This window comes from Cognatundibacterium rugosum, assembly GCF_014284365.1.
In the GTDB taxonomy this organism is placed as follows: domain Bacteria; phylum Pseudomonadota; class Gammaproteobacteria; order Burkholderiales; family Burkholderiaceae_D; genus Undibacterium; species Undibacterium rugosum.
In genome coordinates this window covers 18,284-41,910 of record NZ_JACOGG010000022.1, presented here as the reverse complement: position 1 = coordinate 41,910, position 23,627 = coordinate 18,284, and the positions used below count along the sequence as shown (strand labels likewise).

At 51.9% G+C, this 23,627-nt stretch carries 19 protein-coding genes; 12 read left to right on the top strand and 7 right to left on the bottom strand.

Going from position 1 to position 23,627, the window contains the following annotated elements:
• Window positions 1–213: 213 nt before the first annotated feature.
• A complete protein-coding gene (locus H8K47_RS15965) occupies window positions 214–1,326 on the bottom strand; it encodes an acyltransferase family protein (protein WP_186882393.1) in 1,113 nt (370 codons plus the stop codon).
• 557 nt (window positions 1,327–1,883) lie between these two features.
• Here H8K47_RS15965 and H8K47_RS15960 point away from each other — a divergent pair.
• The 9 genes from H8K47_RS15960 (at window position 1,884) to fumC (ending at window position 12,988) form a co-directional block, all read left to right on the top strand.
• The gene (locus tag H8K47_RS15960; RefSeq protein WP_186882392.1) at window positions 1,884–2,126 is read left to right on the top strand and encodes a hypothetical protein; all 243 of its coding nucleotides are present in this window, start codon (window positions 1,884–1,886) and stop codon (window positions 2,124–2,126) included.
• A 68-nt stretch (window positions 2,127–2,194) separates the two neighbouring features.
• Window positions 2,195–2,911 (top strand): MgtC/SapB family protein, encoded by a 717-nt coding sequence (locus tag H8K47_RS15955; RefSeq protein ID WP_186882391.1) that lies wholly within the window; start codon window positions 2,195–2,197, stop codon window positions 2,909–2,911.
• A gap of 184 nt (window positions 2,912–3,095) precedes the next feature.
• Complete coding sequence (locus H8K47_RS15950; RefSeq protein ID WP_186882390.1) at window positions 3,096–3,767, top strand: response regulator transcription factor; 672 nt, start codon at window positions 3,096–3,098, stop codon at window positions 3,765–3,767.
• Window positions 3,767–5,167: a sensor histidine kinase gene (locus H8K47_RS15945; RefSeq protein WP_186882389.1), complete on the top strand. Its 1,401-nt coding sequence runs from the start codon at window positions 3,767–3,769 to the stop codon at window positions 5,165–5,167. Before H8K47_RS15950 ends, H8K47_RS15945 begins: the two co-directional genes overlap by 1 nt.
• Before the next feature lie 97 nt (window positions 5,168–5,264).
• Window positions 5,265–6,647 (top strand): TolC family protein, encoded by a 1,383-nt coding sequence (locus tag H8K47_RS15940; protein ID WP_186882388.1) that lies wholly within the window; start codon window positions 5,265–5,267, stop codon window positions 6,645–6,647.
• Window positions 6,644–7,792: an efflux RND transporter periplasmic adaptor subunit gene (locus H8K47_RS15935; RefSeq protein WP_186882387.1), complete on the top strand. Its 1,149-nt coding sequence runs from the start codon at window positions 6,644–6,646 to the stop codon at window positions 7,790–7,792. Before H8K47_RS15940 ends, H8K47_RS15935 begins: the two co-directional genes overlap by 4 nt.
• The gene (locus H8K47_RS15930; RefSeq protein WP_186882386.1) at window positions 7,782–10,865 is read left to right on the top strand and encodes an efflux RND transporter permease subunit; all 3,084 of its coding nucleotides are present in this window, start codon (window positions 7,782–7,784) and stop codon (window positions 10,863–10,865) included. Before H8K47_RS15935 ends, H8K47_RS15930 begins: the two co-directional genes overlap by 11 nt.
• A 1-nt stretch (window position 10,866) precedes the next feature.
• Entirely contained in the window at window positions 10,867–11,388 is a 522-nt protein-coding gene (locus H8K47_RS15925; RefSeq protein WP_186882385.1) for a DUF2846 domain-containing protein, read from the top strand.
• Between the two features lie 202 nt (window positions 11,389–11,590).
• A complete protein-coding gene (gene fumC / locus H8K47_RS15920; RefSeq protein WP_186882384.1) occupies window positions 11,591–12,988 on the top strand; it encodes a class II fumarate hydratase in 1,398 nt (465 codons plus the stop codon).
• Between the two features lie 25 nt (window positions 12,989–13,013).
• On the opposite strand, the gene H8K47_RS15915 is transcribed toward fumC, so the two are convergent.
• The 4 genes from H8K47_RS15915 to H8K47_RS15900 are packed head-to-tail and all read right to left on the bottom strand — an operon-like array spanning window position 13,014 to window position 16,541.
• A complete protein-coding gene (locus H8K47_RS15915) occupies window positions 13,014–13,622 on the bottom strand; it encodes a PqiC family protein (RefSeq protein WP_186882383.1) in 609 nt (202 codons plus the stop codon).
• On the bottom strand, window positions 13,609–15,279 hold the full coding sequence (locus H8K47_RS15910) for a PqiB family protein (RefSeq protein ID WP_186882382.1): 1,671 nt from the start codon (window positions 15,277–15,279) through the stop codon (window positions 13,609–13,611). Before H8K47_RS15910 ends, H8K47_RS15915 begins: the two co-directional genes overlap by 14 nt.
• Window positions 15,272–15,889, bottom strand: coding sequence for a paraquat-inducible protein A (locus tag H8K47_RS15905; RefSeq protein ID WP_408057907.1), 618 nt, complete (start codon window positions 15,887–15,889; stop codon window positions 15,272–15,274). Before H8K47_RS15905 ends, H8K47_RS15910 begins: the two co-directional genes overlap by 8 nt.
• A gap of 28 nt (window positions 15,890–15,917) precedes the next feature.
• On the bottom strand, window positions 15,918–16,541 hold the full coding sequence (locus tag H8K47_RS15900) for a paraquat-inducible protein A (RefSeq protein WP_186882380.1): 624 nt from the start codon (window positions 16,539–16,541) through the stop codon (window positions 15,918–15,920).
• A 218-nt stretch (window positions 16,542–16,759) separates the two neighbouring features.
• Between H8K47_RS15900 and yjjG the strand changes: the two genes are divergently transcribed.
• Together yjjG and H8K47_RS15890 are read left to right on the top strand one after the other, a co-directional pair.
• On the top strand, window positions 16,760–17,455 hold the full coding sequence (gene yjjG / locus H8K47_RS15895) for a pyrimidine 5'-nucleotidase (protein ID WP_222612818.1): 696 nt from the start codon (window positions 16,760–16,762) through the stop codon (window positions 17,453–17,455).
• 224 nt (window positions 17,456–17,679) lie between these two features.
• Entirely contained in the window at window positions 17,680–20,916 is a 3,237-nt protein-coding gene (locus H8K47_RS15890; RefSeq protein ID WP_186882379.1) for an AAA family ATPase, read from the top strand.
• 109 nt (window positions 20,917–21,025) lie between these two features.
• Here H8K47_RS15890 and H8K47_RS15885 read toward each other — a convergent pair whose 3' ends face one another.
• Entirely contained in the window at window positions 21,026–21,979 is a 954-nt protein-coding gene (locus H8K47_RS15885) for a cation diffusion facilitator family transporter (protein WP_186882378.1), read from the bottom strand.
• A 142-nt stretch (window positions 21,980–22,121) separates the two neighbouring features.
• Here H8K47_RS15885 and H8K47_RS15880 point away from each other — a divergent pair, with 142 nt between their 5' ends.
• Window positions 22,122–23,027, top strand: a complete 906-nt coding sequence (locus H8K47_RS15880; protein WP_186882377.1) for a cytochrome c — start codon at window positions 22,122–22,124, stop codon at window positions 23,025–23,027.
• A 129-nt stretch (window positions 23,028–23,156) separates the two neighbouring features.
• Here the strand turns inward: H8K47_RS15880 and H8K47_RS15875 are convergent, their stop codons facing one another.
• Window positions 23,157–23,435, bottom strand: a complete 279-nt coding sequence (locus H8K47_RS15875) for a hypothetical protein (protein WP_186882376.1) — start codon at window positions 23,433–23,435, stop codon at window positions 23,157–23,159.
• Window positions 23,436–23,627 lie beyond the last annotated feature (192 nt).

The following is a 23,627-nucleotide window of genomic DNA, read 5'->3' as shown; positions in this document are numbered from 1 at the left end:
CACGCCGTGTTTGAGTGCCATGCCCGCCAACGATACGCCAGGCTGCAGGCACGCCTTGACCAGAGCTTGTTTCGATTGCCGGTCATAGCGCCGCCGGCCATCACGTCGGGTGCCGGTAACGATCAGGCGCAACGCTGACTCATTCCAATTCTCTTGCATAGGTGTCCACCTCCATAAGTGGACACCTATGTTCCTCTTCTTTAAGTTCTTGCGCTATGTGCGGGGAAATTCGCGCTTACGATAGAGGCGTGCCCGCCATTGCATAAACGGCGTTTCTACCAATCGGAACAGTAGCCAGCCCCCCAAAACGCCGGCAGCCATGACCAGAATGATGGTGAGCGGTCTGCCTGGATCTATACCTAGGCTTTGCAATTCAGGGCGCAGCGCCATGAATACCGGTTTATGCGCCAGGTACACGGCGTATGACCATAGCGCCAGGCTGCTTGTACCCGGAATGCGCAGGCGGTTCAGTATTGAGGATGGACTAAGCGCCGAACAGGTGATGAGGGCGAAGCTGGCAGCGACCAGTGAGAAGCCGAACGTCGATGCTAGGAAGGCAGTCGGCGCTTCGTTCATGACACCATAGAGCGCCCCAGCCGCCGCAAGCAGGCCCGCTACCAACAGCGCGTTCCCGTAGCGCAGCAAGCTTGAGAAATGGGCTGGATGGAAATTCTTCAGCATGGCAAGTGCGACGCCCGGTAGCAATTCGTCGAAACGGCAGAAGCTGGAGTAGTACACCGGCGCAGAGAATACATCCTTGCCATTCATGAACGCGACACCGCGGGCAGTCATCCCGGCTGCGATGGCTGCAAAAAGGGCGACCCAGAGCAGGCGAGGCGAGCGTCTGCTGCCTACCAGTGCAAGCACTGCCAATGGCAGCACCAGGTAGAACTGCTCCTCAATACACAGTGACCATGAGTGGGTGAATGTTTCACCATAATTCAAGCCGAAATTTTGTGTGAACGTGATAAACCGCCATACCGGAGCGACGCTCTTTCCTGCAATCGGACTGTCTGGCAGCAGCAGGTAAACGGCCAGTATGGCATAGTAGTTTGGCAGCGTACGCAGCAGGCGGCGCGCGAAGAATGTCCGTAACTCCAAGCGCTCACCACGTGCGGCAGGCGCAAGCAGCTGATTGCCAATGAGATAGCCGCTGAGTACAAAAAACAGATCGACACCGGCCCAGCCGATGTTACCGATGACGCCAAAGGTGGACTCGTAGCTGACAAATCCATTGTAGTGCGACATCAATACCAGGACGATGGCAAGTGCGCGCAATGTGTCCAGCGCGGGGAGCCGGGTAGACTGTGAATCAATAGACGTCATAAAGTGAGTTGTTGAGGTGTTGTGCTGTATCTGCCAAGGCAATCAACTTTTCATATCACTTTCAAGTCGATTAACAGGTAGGTTTGCAGCCGGCGCTAGAACGAAACTGGTTCGCGGTCTCGAAACGCGTATCGAATTCCTGTCGCATCATACAGCGCATGATGTTGTGGAAATTGATTTTTTTATGAAAATCGTAGCGCATCAATGTATTGATCTCCCGACCAATGAGTCTTGGTCGGCAGGTCATCACCGCACAAGTAATCTTGTTCTTGACATGGGTGCAAAATCAAAAATACAATCCGGCCTATCGAAAAAATAGGAGCTATGATTTTGGACAGTTGCAGTCTTTACTTGCTAACTTGGGGTTTTACCCCAGCCATCTCCGCATAAGCTCCGCAGTTATCTGCCTGCCACAGCTATGAGACTGGCTGTGGTCACCAACGACTCTCGTCGAACCTTCCTTCGTTTAATATATGGCACGTGTCGGCTGACTTCGTCTGCAGTCTGTTGTCTGTGCTGGTTATCACATCGAAGGTCTGCGCTCTGAATACGCAGAGTTGATCATCACCACCACCCTTACCTGCGTGCCACGTGCCCTTCCTCGTCAGGTAGTGGCACTGAGCGGTGAGCCCAGCCAGCTGGGGGACGCGATGAAGCAGTTTGCTGTGAACACGAGTGCTAATAATCTGGTGTTCACGATAGAAAAATTTTCGGTTAACCGTGACCGTGGGCCGGTTTCCCTATACGACTGCACCTGCACGCTGAGTTGTCAGCGTGCAGGTGCAATACAGCCTGAATAAAACAAGTCCGGGGTTCGCTTCGTGTGTGCGCCTTCAGACGGCGATACCCATCAATCAGGGAGTTCAAGATGGAAGCAATTCAAAATATCAATTTTCATTCTTTTTTAGATACGCTGATCAGCCTGGGGGCCGCGTTTGTGCTTGGCGGGCTGATTGGATATGAGCGCCAATACCGGCAACGTACTGCCGGCTTGCGCACCAATGTGCTGGTCGCGGTAGGTGCTGCCGTTTTTGTCGACATGGCTAACCGCTTAGAAGGTCATGCCGGCGCAGTGCATGTCATCGCCTATGTGGTTTCGGGTATAGGATTCCTGGGCGCCGGTGCGATTATGCGTGAAGATGGCAATGTGCGTGGCTTAAATACGGCAGCGACACTTTGGGGTTCCGCTGCTGTAGGTGCTGCAGCCGGTGCTGACCTGATACTGGAAGCGTTTGCCGCGACGGTCTTTGTGCTGGCGGCCAATACTTTGCTCAGGCCTATCGTCAACCGGATTAACCGTCGTCCTATTGAGGGGGAGGATGTGGAGGTCACGAATACAGTTTATGTGATTGCGGCCAAACCTTTTCAGAAACTGGTCTTGGCGATGCTTTCCAGAGAGCTGGAACTGGCGAATTATCCTATCCGCGATCTGGAAGTGCATGCCTTTGGTAATGACGATATCGAAATTGAAGCCATCCTGACCTCTACCTCTGTCAACTCAGAAGAGTTAGATCAGATACTCAGTAAAATAGCAGACCGGCCGGAAGTGAAGCAAGCCTTCTGGAGTCCAAGTACGATGGAGTGATGTACCTGGCCAGCAGCGAACAGAGTCAGGCAGAGCGAGAAATGTCGGGCTCTGTGCACGCAGCTATGAAGCTCCATTCTGCTTGGCATCGTCGTTCATGCAGATGCTGCGATGACAAAGCAGGCTGCGGACTGATAAGCTTCGCTCTTATTCTTAATCAGTATCTTCAATCTCAAAATTCAATATGCACATACTGCTAGTAGAAGACGATAAAGTTCTGGCTGAGGGTGTGTCTCAGATGCTGCGCGGGCAGGGTATGCTGGTGGATGTCGCACATACAGGAAACGATGCGGAATATCTGATACCACGTCAACACTTTTCAGCGATAGTGCTGGATATAGGCTTACCTGATATTGAGGGGCTGGAGATACTGCGTCGTCTGCGTGGTAATCACAATCAGATTCCGGTGTTGCTGCTCACTGCAAGAGACGGGATTTCTGACCGGGTACGTGGTTTTGAACTGGGGGCCGATGATTATCTGGTCAAGCCATTCTCCACGCTGGAGCTGGTGGCACGCCTGAAGGCACTGGTCAGGCGCAGTGCCCCGCGCTCCAATGAAGTGAGGCTGGGACATTTGCTGATGGACCCACAGACTAAGCGTGTCTCTATCCGTGACAACGTGGTCGACTTGTCGGTGCGGGAATGGAATATTCTGGCTTATCTGTTGCAGCATGAATCGCAGGTCGTCTCCAAGCAGCAAATTATCGATGCCATCCTGCCGTATGGTGAAGACATAACGCTTAACGCGATTGAAGTCTATGTGTCGCGACTCAGACTCAAGCTGAATAATGCAAAAATCACGATCAGGACTATCCGTGGTTTTGGTTATATGCTCGAAGAAGAAAAGGAGCTTTGATGCCATCACGCCGCCTGAGCATACGCAAAAGCTTACTGATCTGGCTGATCGCTCCATTATTGCTGGTCAATACAGTCGGTGCAGGTTTGGTCTACTGGCTGGCCTGGACGCCGGCGCAAACTGCCTTTGATCAAAGCCTGGCAGATACAGGCTGGGCGCTGAGTACGCGATTAAAAAAAATCTCAGATCAGGTGGATGTCGATCTGCCTTTGCCAGTCGAACAGGTATTACGAGTCGATCACTTTAATATCGTCTATTTTGCCATTCGCAAACTCGATGGTCACACGCTGGCCGGAGACAAAGATTTTCCTGTGACCGGTACGCCATCTAAACTGGATGAGCCTGTTTTTTCTCATGGGCGTATGCGTGGTGAGGAGATACGCATCGTCAGTATACGGTTTATGGTGGATGGTGAGCCCGTCATTATTAATGTTGCCGAGACCCTGAGCAAACGGAATGCGATTCAATCTCATATCCTGATCGCGCTATTGCTATTAGAAAGTGCACTGACTTTGTGTCTGGTTGCCGTGGTGTGGCTGGCGGTTACACGCGGACTGGCGCCCTTGAAAATTCTGCAGCAGGATCTCAACAGACGCAGTTATGATGAGTTGTCGCCAATTCAGGAAGACCAGAATGCATTGGAACTGGCGGCTGTGATCAACGCGATTAACCGCTTGCTGCGCAAAATTGAGACTGGCGCATCAGAGCAACAAGAATTTTTAGCCAATATCGCTCATCAGTTGCGCACCCCGCTGGCGGGCATGAAAGCGCAGATAGAATGGATGCAGGGTCGGTACCGCGCTGATTCTGAGACTGCGCGCTCAACAGAACTAATGATGATTTCTGCTGAGCGCATGATACGGCAGATCAACCAGCTGTTAGCCTTAGCCCGTGCTGAGCCAAATACCTTTGAGCGCAAGCGCCTGGCGCCGGTCAGACTCGATAAAATCATTGCTGACAGTATTCATGCATTGATCATTACTGCTGACAGAAAAAATATAGATCTGGGTTTCGATTTGCAGCCAGTAACTATCTCCGGCGACGCTTTCTTATTGCGTGATTTGATAGAGAACATCATCGACAACGCCATCGCCTATACACCGCAACATGGCGTAGTCACGGTCAGGTGTTATGAACAGCAAGGTCACAGCGGCATTTTCTCAGTGGAGGATAGTGGGCCCGGTATTCCTAAAGCGGAACGCGAACTGATTTTTCAACGCAGATACAGAATCACCGAATCCCTTCCAGCCACCGGTACACAGCGCTCTAATGGAAATGGCCTGGGCTTGTCCATCGTTTCCGATATTGCGAAAGATCATGACGCCAGCATAGAAGTCAATGATGCGGCGCATGGGGGGACGGTTTTCACACTCTTATTTCCTCCGCTTCAGCCGCAATAAATTTGCGTTTGTCAGCATTTTGTCAGCTGGCTGTCACGTAACTGACAGCTAAGTCCTGCACACTGAGTAGGTTAATTGATGCTCAATGGCTGGACCTATGACAACTATCCCTCAGCGGCTCAGGCCGCACAGCACCTTATTATTGTATCCAACGTTGCTGCTTTCCTCTGTGCTGACCATGCCTGCTGCGTATGCCGCGGTCATCCCCGACATAGCTGCACCCTTGACCGCGTCTGATATCAACGCGAAACCGGATACCGTGCTATCACAACTTAGCCTGGCACAGGCGCTGAAAATCGCGCTGGCTGCAAATCGGGATCTTAAACTGAGCCAGATTGCAATCGACAGCGCTGCTGCTGCAAAAATCATCGCGGGTGCTGCACCCAATCCTACGCTCACCATACAGACTGCGGGTATGAATCCTAAGCTCGGTATCGGAGCAGGGACATTGCGTGATAAAACAGTCGATACCACTTTCCGTATCGACCAGTTGATAGAACGCGGTGGCAAACGGGATCTGCGCTTGCAGGGCGCCACGCATCTGGAAACTTCCGCGAAATTCGATAACGAAGGGCAGCTCCGGCAACTCCGTCTGGCGACCAGTTTCGCCTATTTCGATTTGATGGCGGCACAAGGCAAGTTCAGCATTGCAAACGAGCTCAGATCCATTTTCAGAACGACGTTAAGCACGGCGGATTTGCGAAAAAAAACCGGTGACATTGCGGGTGCAGATGCAGCCAGGGTCAAGGTAGACGCAATGCGCGCTGAGAACGATGCACGCCAGGCTGCGAATGACTTATTTCAGGCGCAGAGCAGCTTGCTGAGCTTACTCAGCGCGCAGTCAGCTCCATCTGACCTGAGGGCGATAGATGCTTGGGCAGACATAGCTGCTGCTGATGCGCAATTGCTCTACGCGGACATTCGTCCTCTGATTGCGCAAAGGGCAGATGTGAAGTCTGCTCAGGCCAGGCTCGATGCCGCATTATCGGCGCGCCAGCTCGCGTTGGCCGCGAAAACCAGAGATGTGTCAGTCGGTCTGCAGTTCGAGCATTATCCGGTCAGTCCGACAAATACACTGGGCTCAGGTAACAGCTTTGGCATATCGGTACAGATACCTTTATTTGCACGTTATGCCTATCAGGGCGAGATCAGTCTGGCTGAAAAGAACGTAGACAGCGCGCGCGAGATACTCGAAAAGACCAAAGAAAACGCCAGATTTGAGCTGTTGAACATACAAGAGTCGGCGCGTTCAGCGCAGGAAAAAGTACAGCGCTTTCAACAGGAATTATTGCAGGCAGCAAGACAGTCAGCCAGTGCTGCTGAATTTGCATTTAAAAATGGTGCCATCGGTGTCACCGATTTGCTGGATGCCAGACGCATTTACCGCACCACAGAATTGGATGCCATCAATGCTCAGGCTGACTATGCCAAAGCACTCAGCGCCTTACGTATCAGTATTCAGGAAGTGACTACACCATGATGAACAAGAAAAAAATCCTTATCAGCGCAGGCATTGCTGCGCTCTCCGCCATCACCTTTTTTTACGTAGGCGCAGTTGGTTCCACCGAAAAAAAGAAGGATGAACCGGCACCGAAACCGGAGACCGGACGTATCAGCTATCTCAAGAACGCACCACAATTATCTTCTATTAAAGTCGCAGCTGTGGACATAGTCAGTATGCCGCTGGCCGACGCGATGAATGCCAAGCTTGCCTATGATGAAACAGTAACTGCCAGAGTCAGCTCGCCAGTCTTGGGGCGGGTGTTGTCCTCCGCGGTCGAGGTGGGTGACAGCGTTGTAAAAAACCGTGCGTTGGCTGAGATCGATTCACCCGATCTGGCCACCGCAGAAGCTGACTGGAGCAAGGCTAAAGCGGATGAACAAAGAAAAAAACTGAGTTTTGAGCGTAGCAAGCTGTTGTTTGAGCACGAGGTGCTGGCACGTAAGGACATGGAAAATGCGGAAGCAGATTTCAGACAGGCTCAGGCTGAGACCCAACGCAGCAGCCTGCGCATGCGGAATCTGAATTCGGTTGGAAATGAAAAGGGACAATTTGCGTTACGGGCACCGATAGCTGGTGTCATCACCGATAAGCAAATTAATCCCGGCACGGAAGTACGCCCGGACGCGCCTTTGCCTTTATTCGTCATTTCTGACTTACGGCGTCTGTGGGTGTTGATTGATGTACCGGAAAAATATCTGCAATCTGTCAAAGCGGGACAGAAAATGACCGTGGAACTGGATGCCTATCCGGATCAGCTGTTTGAAGCGACTGTGGATCGCATCGGGCTGGCGCTGGATCCGAATACCCGTCGCATTCAGGTGCGTGGAGTAATCGATAACAAAGAAAATAAGCTGCGCCCGGAAATGTTTGCACGTGTTGCCTTCTTATCTGAAAGCGAACAGAAAGTCGCCAAAATACCGAATACCAGCCTGGTATCGGAGGGTATGTACAGCTACGTCTACATAGAAAAGAAGGACGGTGAGTTTGAGAAAAAACGCGTCACTGTCATCCGTAAAGGCGTGAGCTACAGCTATGCAGACGCTGCGCCTTTGACGGGCTTACGTATCGTCACGGAAGGTGCCTTATTGCTGAACGCGGAGGTGTCTGCTCATGCTCAATAAATTTGTCGATTTTGTGTTAACCCAGCGCGTGTTTGTGCTGGTACTGACACTGGCATTAATCATCTTTGGTTACCGTTCCCTCTCGAATTTGCCGATAGAAGCTTTCCCGGATGTGCAGGATGTCCAGGTACAGATTGTTACGCAATTTCCCGGACAGGCGGCAGAAGAAGTGGAACGTTCTGTGACCTTACCGATAGAGCGCGAAATGAGCGGTGTACCCGGACAGACGCAGGTACGTTCTGTATCCATTACAGGATTGTCGGTCGTGACCTTGACATTTAAAGACGGTACAGACGACTATTTTGCACGCCAGCAGGTGATGGAGAAATTGCAAGGCGTATCGCTGCCGGCAGGGGTGCAGGCAAGTATCGCGCCGTTAACGACGGCAGTCGGTGAAATCTACCGCTACATTATCGAAGCACCGGCCGGTATGTCTGAAAATGATATCCGTGCTTTACAGGATTGGGTGATACGTCCTGAGTTGCGCATCGTGAGCGGTGTCGCCGACGTGGTGAGTTTTGGCGGCACGATTAAAGAGTATCAGGTGCAGGTCGATCCAAATCTGCTCAAGCGCTATGCAGTGACACTGGATCAGGTGAATCAGGCACTCGCTAATAATAATTCGAATGTCGGCGGCGGTACTATTAAACGTGGTGATGAGGCGCTGGTCGTCAGAGGTATAGGTTTATTTAACAGTAAAGACGATATCGGCCGTGTCATAGTCAGTTCTAAAAATGGTAAGACTGTATTGGTTTCAGATGTTGCGGATGTAGAGATCAGTAACCGTCCGCGTTCTGGCATCGTGGCGTATAACCAGGGTGACAGCTATGTGCTTGGTATCGTACAGATGAGCAAAGGCGGGAACGCCGCAAAGATTATTGAGGAATTAAAAAAACGGATAGAGGTAGTCAATGCGAAATTACCTCAGGGCGTCAAGCTACGCAAAATCTATGACCGTACTGAGTTGTTGCAACACACGGTGATGACAGTGGTGGAGAACCTCATCGTCGGTGCGGTGTTGGTCACCACCATTTTGATCCTGTTTTTGAATAACTGGCGCGCTGCCCTGATCGTTGTGACAGTGATTCCTCTGTCGCTGATGTGTGCTTTTATTATGCTCGACATACGTGGCATTCCGGCGAATCTGATTTCGCTTGGTGCGGTGGATTTCGGCATCATCATCGACAGCGCCGTGGTATTGGTTGAGGCACTGATGGTCAGGCTGGCACTGAAACAGCACGAGGGCCACGAAAGCCTGTTCCTTTGGCGTAAGCACGTCTTAAAAGATACTGTGGTCGAGATGGGGCATCCTATTTTGTTTGCCAAGGCTATCATTATTCTGGCATTTATCCCGATTTTCACCTTCCAGCGCGTAGAGGGAAAAATCTTTTCGCCAGTTGCACTCACACTCAGTTTTGCGATGCTGGGTGCCTTGATATTGACCATGACCTTAATACCGACTTTGCTGACGCTGACGATGAAGCGACACAGTCTGGCAGAGCGTCATAGTCACTGGATGGACAGGCTGCAAAAAAAATATCGGGAAATTCTGCACCGGGCCACTGATAAAAGACAGCTGGTGATGGTCGTTTCCTCTTGTGTGCTGGCGTTGACTTTGGTGCTGGCACCACGACTGGGTAGCGAATTTTTGCCAAAACTGGATGAGGGGAATATCTGGCTTACGATCAGCCTGCCACCTTCAACTGCGTTGGAAAAAACTAAAGAAGTGGAGCGCCAGGTACGTGCGATTTTGCTTAGCTATCCGGAAGTCAACAGTGTAGTGTCGCATGTGGGCCGACCAGACGATGGTACCGATCCGAAAGGGCCGAATAATATGGAAATTCTGGCCGATCTGAAGCCGCATGATCAATGGAAGTTTACGGACAAAGAGAGCCTGATCGAGAATATGAGTGCGAAAATCGCAGCGCTGCCTGGCGTACCTTCCAATTTCTCGCAAGTGATACAGGACAGTGTTGAGGAATCTTTGTCTGGCGTGAAAGGTGAAATTGCGGTCAAAATCTTTGGCCCGGATCTCGATATTCTGACCCAGAAAAGTGAGCAGATCGCGGCGATTTTGAAGAGCATCCAAGGCTCGGCTGACGTCGAAAGTGTCAAAATTGGTGGCCAGACTGAGCTCAATATCGTGATAGACCGACAGAAAATAGCACGGCTCGGTATCAATGTCTCTGATGTCAATAACACGATTAAATCCGCCTTATCCAATAGTCCGGTATCGACTTTCTATGAAGGTGACCAGCGCTTCGATGTGACCTTGCGTCTGAAAGAGGGCTACCGCGATTCGATAGATCGTATCGGCAGCTTGCAAATTAGCTTACCGAACGGCTTGGGTACGATGAACCTGGCTGATCTGGCAACGATAGAAATTCGGCAGGGAGCGGGTCGTATCAGCCGTGAGGCAGGTGGCCGCAATGCTTCGGTGAAGGCCAATTTGCTGGGGCGCGATCAGGGCAGTTTTGTCGCCGAGGCACAGCAAAAGGTAGCGGCGCAGGTCAACTTGCCAGCGGGTTATTACATCACCTGGGGTGGGCAATTTGAAAACCAGCAAAGGGCAGTGAAACGATTGGAAATCATTATCCCTATCACTATTTTCCTGATTTTTGCACTGCTGTTTTGGGCATTCAGATCGGTCAGGATGGCCTTGCTTATTCTGGTCATGGTGCCATTTACGATGATAGGCGGCGTGGTTGGTCTGGCACTGGCAGGCTTGCATTTTTCAGTATCTGCAGCGGTTGGTTTTATCGCGGTAGCCGGTATTTCTGTGCAAAACGGCGTAATTATGCTGGAACAAATTTTGGAATTTGAAAGAAGCAAAGCCTCAGATTTTGCCAGTGAAATTGAAGGGGCTGTGACGCGGTTGAGACCCATATTGATGACAGCACTGATGGCTGGACTAGGCTTATTGCCAGCGGCACTCTCGCATGGCATAGGCTCTGAAACACAGCGCCCGTTTGCGGTGGTCATTGTCGGTGGAATTGTATCGGCGACGTTTTTTACTTTGCTGTTGCTGCCGCTGAGTTATACCTATTTCAAAGAAAAAGCAAAAGAGGAATAATATGTTTTCAGCGACACCAACATTATTCGCTCGTTTGTTATTCGGATGCCTGATCAGCGTGGCGCAACTGGCAGCGGCCGGGGATGCTGATACTGTGCCATGTCATACGATGGGAAGATGGCGTAATTGTGTCGCCGTTGATCTCGATTCCGTCAGTCGGGACGAGGCAGAAAAAAATTTCGACGCGCCGCAAAAAGGATACGCAAAGATCTACATCTATAGGACGACTCCTGTGCGCCCCAGAAGTAAGAGCGAAGTTTTTTTAGATGATGTGGCGCTTGCAACTTTAGGTGTGAATACCTATGCTGCATTTGATATAACACCTGGTAAGCACAGCCTGCATGTCAAGACGAAAGACAATGCTGCCATCGACATTAATGTGGAAGAAGGACATCGGTATTTTATCGATTTACAGCTTGAGTTTTTATTTTGGCGTAACAGCGAGCGCCTGGAATTGACGGATGAAGCGACTGCAAAAGCGCAGATAATGAAGTCGCGTTTAGTCAAAAAGTTTACTGACTAAAGTGATCTAAAATTTTTTTTGGCTCTAAGATAAAGTCAAAAGCGGTGTGACTGCTACGCCAGTCATACCGCACTTCTTTAAGCACGCTCAGGAATTTAAGCAGGATCTATTGTCAGCATAATGAGTCAAGAACGCGTGCTGGGATTATTGTGTTACGCTTACTCGCTTGACCGGTACGCTGGAAGGAGAACAGACGATGAGTATGTCGTTGACGAGAAACGAAACCGACTCCATGGGTAGTATCGCGGTTTCTGCCGACTGTTACTGGGGTGCACAGACTGAGCGCTCGGTGCATCATTTTCCTATCGGGGTGGCGCGTTTCCGCTGGCAACGTCCGGTCATTCGTGCACTCGGCATACTCAAGCGTGCAGCCGCAGAAGCGAATGTGGAACTCGGGGAGCTGGAACCACAGCTGGGTGTATGGATTATGCAGGCTGCTGATGAAGTCATCGCCGGAATGCTGGACCGGCACTTTCCTTTAGTGGTATTTCAGACTGGCTCAGGTACGCAATCGAATATGAATGCGAATGAGGTGATCTCCAATCGCGCCATTGAATTAGCAGGTGGTGTGATGGGTAGTAAGCAGCCGGTGCATCCGAATGATCATGTCAATCGCGGACAATCGTCTAACGACACTTTTCCGACTGCCATGCATATCGCCGTGGTGTCTGAATTGTTTTCGCAGCTGTTCCCCGCCGTGACGCAATTACGAAATACGCTGGCGCAAAAAGCGCGGGATTACCATGATGTGGTCAAGACAGGACGCACCCATTTACAGGATGCGACACCGATTACCTTAGGGCAGGAAATTGGCGCCTGGGTGGCACAAATCGACTTTGGTCTGGCCGCAGTGCATGCTGCTTTGCCCGGCTTATACGATCTGGCAATCGGTGGTACGGCTGTCGGTACCGGCTTGAATGCGCATCCACAATTTGGTGATCTGGCGGCGAGCCGGATCGCGCAACTGACAGGGCAGCCATTTCGCTCTGCGTCCAATAAATTCTTTGCCTTGTCTGCACATGACGCCATGGTGCAGGTATCGGCGGCGCTCAGAACGCTGGCCGGTGGCCTGATGAAAATGGCGAATGATGTACGCTGGCTGTCCAGTGGGCCGCGCTGTGGTATTGGAGAGTTGCGCATACCTGAAACGGAACCTGGCTCTTCTATCATGCCGGGTAAAGTCAATCCCACCCAGTGCGAAGCATTGACCATGGTTTGCGTACAGGTGTTTGGCAATGATGCCGCTGTTGCGTTTGCGGGCACGCAAGGGAATTTTCAGCTCAATGTATATAAGCCGGTGATGCTACACAATGTGATGGAGAGCATCGCCTTATTGGCAGATTCCTGCACAGCATTTGATCAGTTCTGTGCCAGCGGGATAGCGCCGGACCTGGATCGTATTCAAAGTAACCTGGAACGCAATCTGATGTTAGTGACGGCTTTGAATCGTCACATCGGTTATGACAAGGCCGCTGCCATTGCAAAAAAAGCGCAGCATGAAGGCAGCAGCCTGCGCGAGGCGGCACTGGCGCTGGCGTATGTCAGCCCGGCGCAATTCGATGCATGGGTACAAGCACTGGAAATGACCAGCAATCAATGAATCTTTGCGCCGCCTTGTTTGTTCATTAGCTGGCTTGCAAAGCCTTGATATCAAGCGCAATCGCAGTGCTCAACTGGCGTATCGCCTCGGATACGCTGGCGGCCAGCGCGGCATACTGGGACGATGCGACTGGCACCGTCATCAGCTGATGCTGGCGCCTGAGCACTTTTCTGTCCTTATCCGTTAAGACCCAGCTGATATCGAGTTCAGTTGATTTTCCGGGAATAAGCAATAAACGCTGCACTTCTATTCTGAGCCGGAAACGCGGCAGCTTGGCTTGCTCAGCAGGTTCAGTGCTGACCCATGCTGAGGGTAAGCTGGCACGCAGATTACCAGCCAGTGCAAGACTTATCTGTTCCTCCAAGGGTGCCAGCCAGCGTTGATGCTCGAGCATGCTGACCTCACCACTCTCCAGTTGAACAACCAATTGGGGCCGGTTGATCGCATCCGGAATTTTGACGCTGTCCAGCAGGATTTCGTAAGCGGGTGCCGTGGCCTGACCGGGTACGGCGGTTGTACGCTCATAGTTCAGGGTATAAAAATGCTCTGTGGCGGTACTCGCGCAGCCGTTGAGCATAGGCAGGACGGGCAGGCTAAGCAGGCAGATGCACAAGCAGTACTTACTTGTTTTCATTTTTAGGTTTTTCCTTACCGTAGATAAGTGCTTCAGGGTGGCGCTCCAGCATATCAGCCAGATTCGCTAAGGCACGTGCGGACTTCGCTACTTGCTTCAGTGATTCGCGCATATCCTGTTGTAAAGGTGCGCCTTCAGCCAGCATAGAATTGGCGTGATTGAGTGTGGTACGGGCATCTTTTAAGGTCGCGGTGAGTTCAGGCGTCACGTCGCTGTCTATGCGGCGTGTGAGTTTTTCTGTATTCTCCAGCGTCTTATTCAAGGTCGCGATGGCGGTCAGCAAATCCGCAGACATTTTGTCGAGCGGCAGACGGTCGACTTTCTTGGCGATGCGTCCTACTGTATCCTGAATTTCACCCAATCCACCTCCTATCGTTGGCAGCACCGGGACTTCGCTACGCCAGTCTATTTTTGCAGCTGGCGCATCAGGAAAAAAATCCAGTGCGATATACAGTTGGCCGGTCAGCAGATTGCCGGTGCGCTGCTGGGCCCGCAAGCCGGCGGTGGTCAGACTGTTCAGCAAAGCCTTTTCTTTAGCCATTGTTTCATCATCCGGTGCATTGGCGCCGGAGCGCAAACGCGAGCGCAGGCGATCCGGATAAATGCTGACCTCAACCGGAAAACGTGGGATCTTCCCATCACTGCCGAAATCGACACCGATAGATTTCACTTCTCCGATCACGATGCCACGCATATCCACCGGCGCGCCTTTGCTCAGACCACGCAACGATTCCTGAAAATACATGACGAAGCTGCGCACCCGGGTATCCGGCGCACGCAGTGCTTCTTCGCGGTTGTCAAACAGCGAGTAAACGCTGCCTTCAAATGCAGGCTTTTCATCCGGAATGGCATCATCCCGGTTTTGAAACGCCAGACCACCTTCGATCACCGAGGTCAGCGATTCTGTCGATAATTTGACGCCATTCGCATCCAGCGTCATCTCCATGCCGCTGGCATGCCAGAAGCGTGTATCCGCATTCACATACTGGTCATACGGTGCATTGATAAACACCCTTAGTGTGACCCCTTTGCCATCGGGATCGAGACTGTACTTGGTTACGTGACCCGCATTAATGTGGCGGAACAGAATAGGCGAGCCGTAGTTAATTGAACCTATTTGCTTACCGCGTAACACGAATTCTTTGCCGACCGAATCACGTGTCACCAGCGGTGGACTTTCCAAACCGTCGAAATCATCTTTCATATCCGGTGAGGTACCGGCATCAACGCTAATGTAAGCGCCTGACAGCAGGGTACTCAATCCTGACACAGAGCCACCCGAAATGCGTGGCCGTACCACAAAGAAGCGGGTGTCGCTGGACAATAAATCGGCAGCGCTTTTAATCAGTTGCGCTGTAACGATCACGCTTTTCCTGTCTTGCGACAGACTTAGCGCTTTGATTTGCCCGACATCGACATCCTTGAAACGTAGTTTGGTTTTGCCGACTTCCAGACCTTCCGCCGATTTGAAACTGATGGTGATGACCGGACCGCGGCTGGTGATATTGTGTATCAGCAGCCATATGCCTATCAGTGCAGCGATCAGTGGAATGATCCAGACCACAGTAGGATATTTGCGCCGTGGCCGCACCACCAGTGCATGCGCCTCGCGAACGGCATTGTTTGCCTGTGTGTCGACAGGAGTAGGTTCATTCATGATGGGTCTCAATCGTATCCCAGATTAAACGTGAATCAAAATGCTGTGCTGACAGCATAGTCAGTACCACCACAGCAGCAAAAGCGAAAGCGCCGCCACCCGGATACACTGAAGCCAGGCTTTGAAACTGGACCAACGCTACCAGTACCATCACCACATAGATATCCAGCATAGACCAGCGACCGACTGCTTCCACCAGACGGAATAGCCGGGTGCGTGGCAATGGTAACCAGCGCGAACGGCGCCAGCTGCTGATCAGTAACAGCGTGAGCGAAAATAATTTCAGTAGCGGCACCATGACACTGGCGAAAAAAACCAACAGGGCCAGCGGCCATGAACCAGTCGACAGCAGCACCACCACGCCGCTCAGTATCGTGTCATCCTCGGCGCCGAAGATGGTTTCGGTATGCATGACGGGCAGCAGGTTAGCCGGTATGTACAGGATGTAGGCAGCAATCAGATATGCGGCAGCTTTACTCAATGAATGTGGATCGCGCAGATGTAAATGGGCGCCACAATGCTCACAATGCGGGCCAGCCTGCACCTGGCATAATGCCTCACAGACCGGGCAGCTCAGATAACCGGCTTGGCTACCGTTACCAGCCTTGATCTGCAGCTGGCGTTCGTTCTGATTCAAATTAGCCATGCTCGCTCCCGCGCTGTGTCCATAGCCATAAATTGCGCGGAGTCAGCATGCTGCTCATGACGGCACTACAGACGATCAGACCAGCGCAAGACCAAAATGCGGGCCCAATGATGATTTCTGCTAAATCCTGTAGTTTGACCAGGGAAACGAGCAAGCCCAGCATGAACACTTCTATCATGCTCCAGGGGCGGATTTTCTGCAAAATCAGTATCGGCGCAGCCAGTTTGTGTGCAGACATCTGGCCGCGTAAGGCCAACACAGTGACATAGATTTCTAACGCAATTTGTAACGCGGGGACCAGCAGCGTGGTCAACATCACCAATAACGATAAGACGTGCATTTCCTTTTCCCACATCGCTAAAGCAGCACCCAGTAAGGTCGCTTCCCTGCTGGTTTGCTGCAGGTTCAGCGCCATTAAAGGAAACAGATTCATGATCCCAAACAGGATGGCCGCAGTCAGTGTCAATGCCAGTGTCTGTTCTGGAGTTGCACCTGAATGCCTGATCAGTTTCGCCTCGCAACGCGGACAGTAGGCAGACTCACCAGGGGCAAGTACAACAACTGCGGAGATCAGATCACATTCGTGACATACAAGCAGTTTGGTTGATGTGGGCATAGATCAGCACAACTCCTGAGATAACGTATTACGTCAGACATGGCGAAAAAACACTATACCTGTAAATGATGAATTGTTTAAGACTAAGTGAAGAACAGTATTTCCATAGGGTATTTTGGAACCGGTGAAGCTCAGTTTGACTGCACTATGCCAGACGGGTAAGAAAATCCTGATTGCCGGTTCTGCGCTACACTGGCTGCTTTTTTTTCAGCACGGGTATGTCGATGCACAGTGTGGCCAAAAAATATGAGTGGGTATTATTCGATGCCGATGAGACCTTATTTCACTTTGATGCCTGCCGCGGTCTGCAGACGATGTTTGCGCAATTCGGCATTCAGTTTAGTGCGTCCGATTACGCAGCCTATCAAGTCGTGAATAAGCAGTTGTGGCAGCGCTACCAGGAACATCAAATCACAGCTGGTGAGCTTCAGCAATTGCGTTTCACTAGTTGGGCGGAACGGCTGTCCACCACGCCATCCGCGTTGAATCAGGCTTTCCTGCATGCGATGGCAGAGATCAGCACCCCGCTGGATGGCGTGCCTGAATTGCTGCAAACCCTGCACGGCAACATCAGGATGGGCATTATCACCAACGGTTTTACACAACTGCAGCGCATACGTCTGGAACGTACTGGATTGCACCACTATTTTGAGGTTCTGGTGGTATCTGAGGAAGTGGGTATCGCCAAGCCTGGACGGCAGATTTTTGATTATGCACTGGAGCAGATGGGGCAACCTGCGCGTTCTGCGGTACTGATGGTGGGCGACACACTGGAATCCGATATTCTTGGCGGCATCCAGGCCGGGTTGGATACCTGCTGGCTGAATCCTGCTCAAAAAACTGCCATACCTGGTATCGCACCTACCTTTGAAGTAGCTAATCACCATACGCTCAAAACGCTGTTGACTGCTTAGCTGTGAACCTAAGCTCAACTACGGCCCTGGCGGACGTATCTGCTTCTGTATCAAACCGCACTTAAAAAAATATTTTTCGGGATGGCGCTTTCGTGGCGCACTTTGCGTCTTTAGGGCATCAGGCCGGATTCCGTGTATTTATGCAGCAGGCCAGGCATCTGGGATTTCCGTCGAATGAATGGCATTTTTCCATTCAGGCTTGAGCTTCAACAAGGTGCATAGCGATGTCAGATACAGAGATAGAAGTTCCTTTGCCGGTTGCGCAGCGCTTACAGGCTGCGCGCACTGCCTATGCCGACGCCGATCAACACTACCAGGCTTGCAATCAGGCTTTGCAAAGCCATCAGGCCGGGGTGCAGGCGATACAGCAGCAGGCGCAAGAGCAACTGCCTAAGGTGGTGCAGGCGGTGCGGCAGGAACTGCTGGCGGAACAACTGAAGAAAACACCATGGAAGCCAGCCTTACTACTGAAGGGGCTGCAACACCGGTTCCCGTTTGCCAATTGGGCAGGTTGGCTGTATCTGCTGGGTATCATGTATTTCTTTGGATTTTTTGGCGTAATGCGGGCGAATTTCGCACTTGGCCTGCCTTATCTGGTTTCCGGCTTGTTCAGTGTCACGGGATTGTTGTTTGTCTGGTTGCCGTATATCGTGATGGTACGTGCAGCCAGACGTGGCAGCGCGCTGCAATTACTGCAAAAGCCATATCAACAGCTGGCTGAACAATTGGCGACAGCCAGTATTCACGTGCTGGCGTTTGCCAGCGAAGAATCCGGTGATTCTAAGTATCCTTACTCTGCGGTGATTTATCCGGGCGAAAACCCGTCTGAGCTGGGATGTACCAGCTTCCGTCTTGGGCAGGTCGCCCGACGTTATCTGGGGGCCACGCTGCTGCAATTCACTGAGCAGGGGCAGTCAGCCCAGCCCAAGCGTGCCTGGCTGGCCTATTTACCAGAGCAGAAAAAGTTGTTGCTGGAAGGTGATCATCATTTTTTTATGGCAGAACGCTGTCAGCAGCACTGGATAGGTCTGCTCGGCCAGCATCATACGAATCTGCAGCAAGTGGTTGCGGCCAGTCAGTCTATCCGCGCTGCATATCAGGTACTGCAAACCGCACATCAGCAATTGCAGAAATGCGAACAACTGGCCAGTCTCTGGCGTGAAGTTGCAGTTCCCGATGGGTTGGCGGATAAGCTGATCAAGCTGGTCGACTTATTTGCCAGCCGCTCGGAAGTTTCACCCAAAGGTATTTTGCTGTACGGGCCACCCGGTACTGGTAAAACCACGATTGCAGAATTGCTCGCTAAGACAGCGGGCGTGCATTTCATGAGTGTCAGTGAGTCGGATCTGAAAGGCAGTTATCAGGGACATACCTCACCCAAAGTCAAAGCCGTGTTTGAAGCTGCGCGCAAACAGAGTCCTTGTATTTTGTTTGTCGATGAGTGCGAAGGCATCTTCAAACGTCGTGGCGGAGCCAATTCAGGTGGTGTGAATTTTGATGACGAACTGGTCAAGGAATTTTTAAGTCAATGGGGCGGCATCGCTCAGGGTGGGCAGGTGATGGTGGTAGGTGCCACCAATCTGCGCGATGGTATTGATGATGCCATATTGTCGCGTTTCACCAGTGTGGTGGAAGTGGGCTTGCCGGATGCGCGTAACCGCGAAAAAATCCTGAAAGCAGAATTGCTTAAAGCGAAGCTGATTGCGCCTGCGGAGATGAAAGCCATCGTACGTGAAACCAGTGGCATGAGCGGGCGCGACCTGCATCAGCTGGTGATCGCCATCGCAGCTGAGCTGGCCGGCCGGAATGATCCAGAGGCAGCTGAAATTCTTAAGGAGATCAGACGTCAGCGCGGTAAAAATTCGAGTCATGTCAGTGATCTGGGCTGGGACGACATCGTCTTGCCTGAGCTGGTCAAAAAGTCGTTCATTCATCTCGGAAAGATGCTGCGCAATAGCGAAGAGCTGAAAAAGAGTGGGATTGATACCCCGCGTGGCGCCTTGCTGTGGGGCCCGCCAGGCACCGGTAAGACCCAGTTGGCGCGGGTGTTGGCCAATGAGGCTGGGCTTGCCTTTCTGACCTGTACCACGGCTGAACTGAAGCAGGGCACAGTCGGCAGCTCGGGTAATGCGGTACGCAGTCTGTTTGAACGTGCGCGTAATCAGTCACCCTGCATCCTGTTCATCGATGAAATCGAAATTCTGGCGCCGGCACGCGGTGCACAGAACAGCAATTCAGCGACCGAGGAAGTGGTTGGCCAGCTGTTACAGGAAATGGATGGCGCGAAAAGTCATCAGGGGCTGGTGTTTGTGCTGGCTGCCTCGAATTTGCCAGATCAGATTGATAGTGCTGTGTTATCGCGTCTGGAGCAAAAACTGGAACTGCCTTTACCTGACCGTAGCGGTCGCGAAGCGATCCTACAAAGCTTATTGCGTAAAAAACCGCTGGGCTTTGAGGTAAATGAAGCCGCAGCGACACTGGGAAAAATGACGGAAGGGAAATCCGGACGCGACTTGCGTACTCTGGTCGAAGTCGCTGCACGCAAAGCTACTGAGCGCGCCTTGCTGAGTGGTGAGGATATTCACCCCGAACGCAATCCTGTTTGTCTGCAAATGGATGATTTGCTGCAGCAATTAGAAGACAGTAAGCAATCGACTAAGGTGGACAATTTAAGCTGGGATGATATTGTGCTGCCGGATGCATTGCGGCAGCAGTTTGAAGCACTGGGTCGCATGATACGCAATGCGGAGCAGCTCAAGGCCAGTGGTATTACTGCACCGCGCAGCGCCTTATTGTGGGGCCCACCGGGCACAGGTAAGACACAGCTGGCCAGAGTGCTCGCGAGTCAGTCTGGCTTATCCTTTTTTGCCCCATCCACAGCGGAGATACAGAAACAATGGATAGGTCACTCGGGCACTGCCGTCAAAGCGATGTTTGACAAGGCGCGCAGTCAGTCACCCTGCATCCTGTTCATCGATGAAATGGAAATTCTGGCAGCCAAACGGGGTGAGCGCAGCAAATCCTTTTCTGAAGAAATTATCGGTCAGCTGTTACAGGAAATGGATGGCGCACAAAGCAAGCAGGGGCAAGTGTTCGTACTGGCTGCGTCCAATCATCCGGAACTGATCGACCCGGCGGTGTTATCGCGCTTCGCCCAGAAAATTGAGTTGTCTTTGCCTGACCTGGCGGCACGCCAGACGATAGTGCGGCAATTACTGCGTGATAAACCCCTAGCCTTTGATGTGGATATCGCCAGCCTGGAACTGGCCGCACGCACGGATGGAAAATCCGGACGTGATTTACGCAGTCTGATCGAGATCGCGTCGAATCAGGCCACCACCCGTTGTCTGCTGCGTGGTGACATCGATCCGGTGACGAATCCCATCCGCATAGAATTGCAGGATCTGACCCGGCAGTTGGATGAAGTGGTGATACAGAGCGAAACCCGGTTCGTCGTATGATGCAAAAAAAGGGAGCCTGCGAGCTCCCTTTTTTTGTGATTCTATCCTGATTCTATGTCTGATTCTGTCATGACGCAAATTACCGCCTGAGTCTGCTTATTATCATCGATCAGTTAGGCGGTTGATGATCGCGGTCAGGGCGTTTCCAGGGATCGATATGCGTCATCAGATTCAGCACCCTGTGTCTTTGCATCACGCGCTGGCGCGCGAGTACCGCAATGTCGTGCCCGGCTTCAACCGTGATATTGGCATCGACTTCGATATGCGCATCGACCACGATCATGTCACCCATTTTGCGCGTATGTACATCGTGCGCATTAATCACGCCCGGTGTATCGAGCAAGGTCAGGCGTATCGCCGCGACTTCCTCTTCATCGGCCGCGCGATCCATCAGATCATGCAAGGCTTCCCAGCCAAATTCCCAACCCATGCGCGCCACCATAAAGCCCACGATTAGTGCTGCAATCGGATCGAGTATCGGATAACCGGCCATATTGCCGATGATGCCCAGCCCGACTACCAGCGACGAAGCAGCATCTGAGCGAGCATGCCAGGCATTGGCCACCAGCATGCTGGACTTCACCTTCTGCGCGACCGCCAGCATATAGCGGAACAACAACTCCTTGGAGATCAGTGCCAGCCCGGCTACCCACAGCGCAATGCTATGCACCTGTGGTACCAATTCCGGTGTTTCCAGCTTGCGAAAGGCTGACCACAGCATGCCACAGCCCACTGCCAACAGTATCAGTCCCAGTACCAGTGATGCCGCATTTTCAAAACGTTGATGTCCGTAAGGATGATCGGTATCCGCTGCCTTTTTACTGTGATGGCTGGCCAGCAGCACCACAAAATCCGATATCAGATCAGACAGCGAATGAATGGCATCGGCAATCAAAGCCTGCGAATGACTGAAGAAACCGACCATGAACTGTATGCTGGTCAGCAATATATTGACCACGACGCTGGTCCAGGTGCTGCGGCTGGCGGCAGCTGCACGCTGTGCTGCGCCTAAGGGGCCATCCTGGCCGTCTTCGTGATCATCATGAAATTCTTGGTTATCCATCTTTTTCCAGCTTGAGGGGTGGCGGATCGGTGTAAAACTGTGCACACGGTGAGGTGGCATGGGACAATGGCAAAGACCCGTAGGGTATCGGTACTTATCTTTGACCAGCTCCGTATCGCATTTCAGTTTGAAAGGAACTCATATGATCATAACGCAAACCAGGCAATCTGGCCGCACCTGGCTCAGATCCAGCGTGAATCTCGGCCTGCTGTTGAGTCTGTCATGCAGCATCGTACTGACTGCCTGTAGCTGGACTCATGCTGGAACGACGCCAACCCTAGCCATCCAGCGCGACAGTACAAGCAAAGAGCAGGCCGTGTTACAGATACAGACGGCAGCTCAGACTCTGCAATTGAGCCGGTCGCAGTTATTGGCCTCGCCCGAGGTGAAGACGATAGTGCTGGAGTCGGATGTCGCTTACGGTGGTCGTCGCACTTACCGTGCACTGCCACTCCAGGTTTTTTATCCGGATTTGCCTGCACTGAATTTGCAATTCACCGCGTTGGATGGCTTTGTTGCGACTTTACCTGCCAGTGTATTCAATACCTCTGCCCGTCCCTGGCTGGCGATAGAAGATGTAGCAGCGCCCTGGCCTGTGCTGGCGGCGGGTAAGCCCAGTGCCGGTCCTGTTTATCTGGTCTGGCAAGATCCGGAACATCAGGTGTCCAGCGAGCAATGGCCGTATCAGATCGCCAAAATCAGCCTGACGCAAACACTGGAGCAGCGTTATCCGCAGTTAATGCCACGTACCAGTGGCATGCAGCAGACGCAGGCTTTACGTGGCATGCAGGTCTATACGAAAAATTGTGCTGCCTGCCACAGCATGAATGGCGGTGGCGACGCCAGGCTGGGGCCGGATCTGAATTTGCCGCATAGTCCGGTCGAGTATTTTCAGGAAGGGATGTTGCGTCAGCTGATACGCAATCCGGCCAGTGTACGCAGCTGGCCTGCTTCAGCGATGCCGGGATTTAATCTGCAATCCTTGTCTGCGCAGGAGTTAGATGATTTGCTGCTGTATTTCAGGCAAATGGCGCAGCAAAGAGAATAGGACTGACGCAAAAGTACCCCAGTGGTATTTGGGCTCCTTGCCGGGCAATTTGCGTCTCTCCAAAAAAAACGAAAAAAATATAAAAGCACAGCCCTGAATTGCTGCTTGTGGGTATTGCGTAAGCTGTGCTCAGGCGCTGGTATTGATCATACGTCCAACTACCTGGCCGCTGCCATTGACGCTGGGCTTAGGTTTGTTTTCCTGAGCGGCACGCGCCTGTTGTAGCGCATCGGCAGACTGCGTCGCCTGTGTGGCCTGCTCCGCCTGCTGCGTCTGGGTTTCCGCCTTAACTTTCTGATTTTCCTGTTTGACTTTGTTCAGCTCGCCATCGCGTTGCCTGAGTTTCTGCACGCTATTGCTATAAGTATCCGCTTGCGATGACTGATTGTTCACGCTTCCGATATTCATGATCTTTCCTTACTGACGCTCAATATTGAGTGATGCAACGACGCGCAAGTGGCGCTGTAATTTCCAATTGGAAATAAATTTCTATGCCTAGGTATAAAAGAAAAACGTCTCAAATACAATGGAAATAAGTTAATTTCAGGTCGCTACGATATTGTTTGTTGGTATTCACTATCAGTTTTTCACCATAAATGA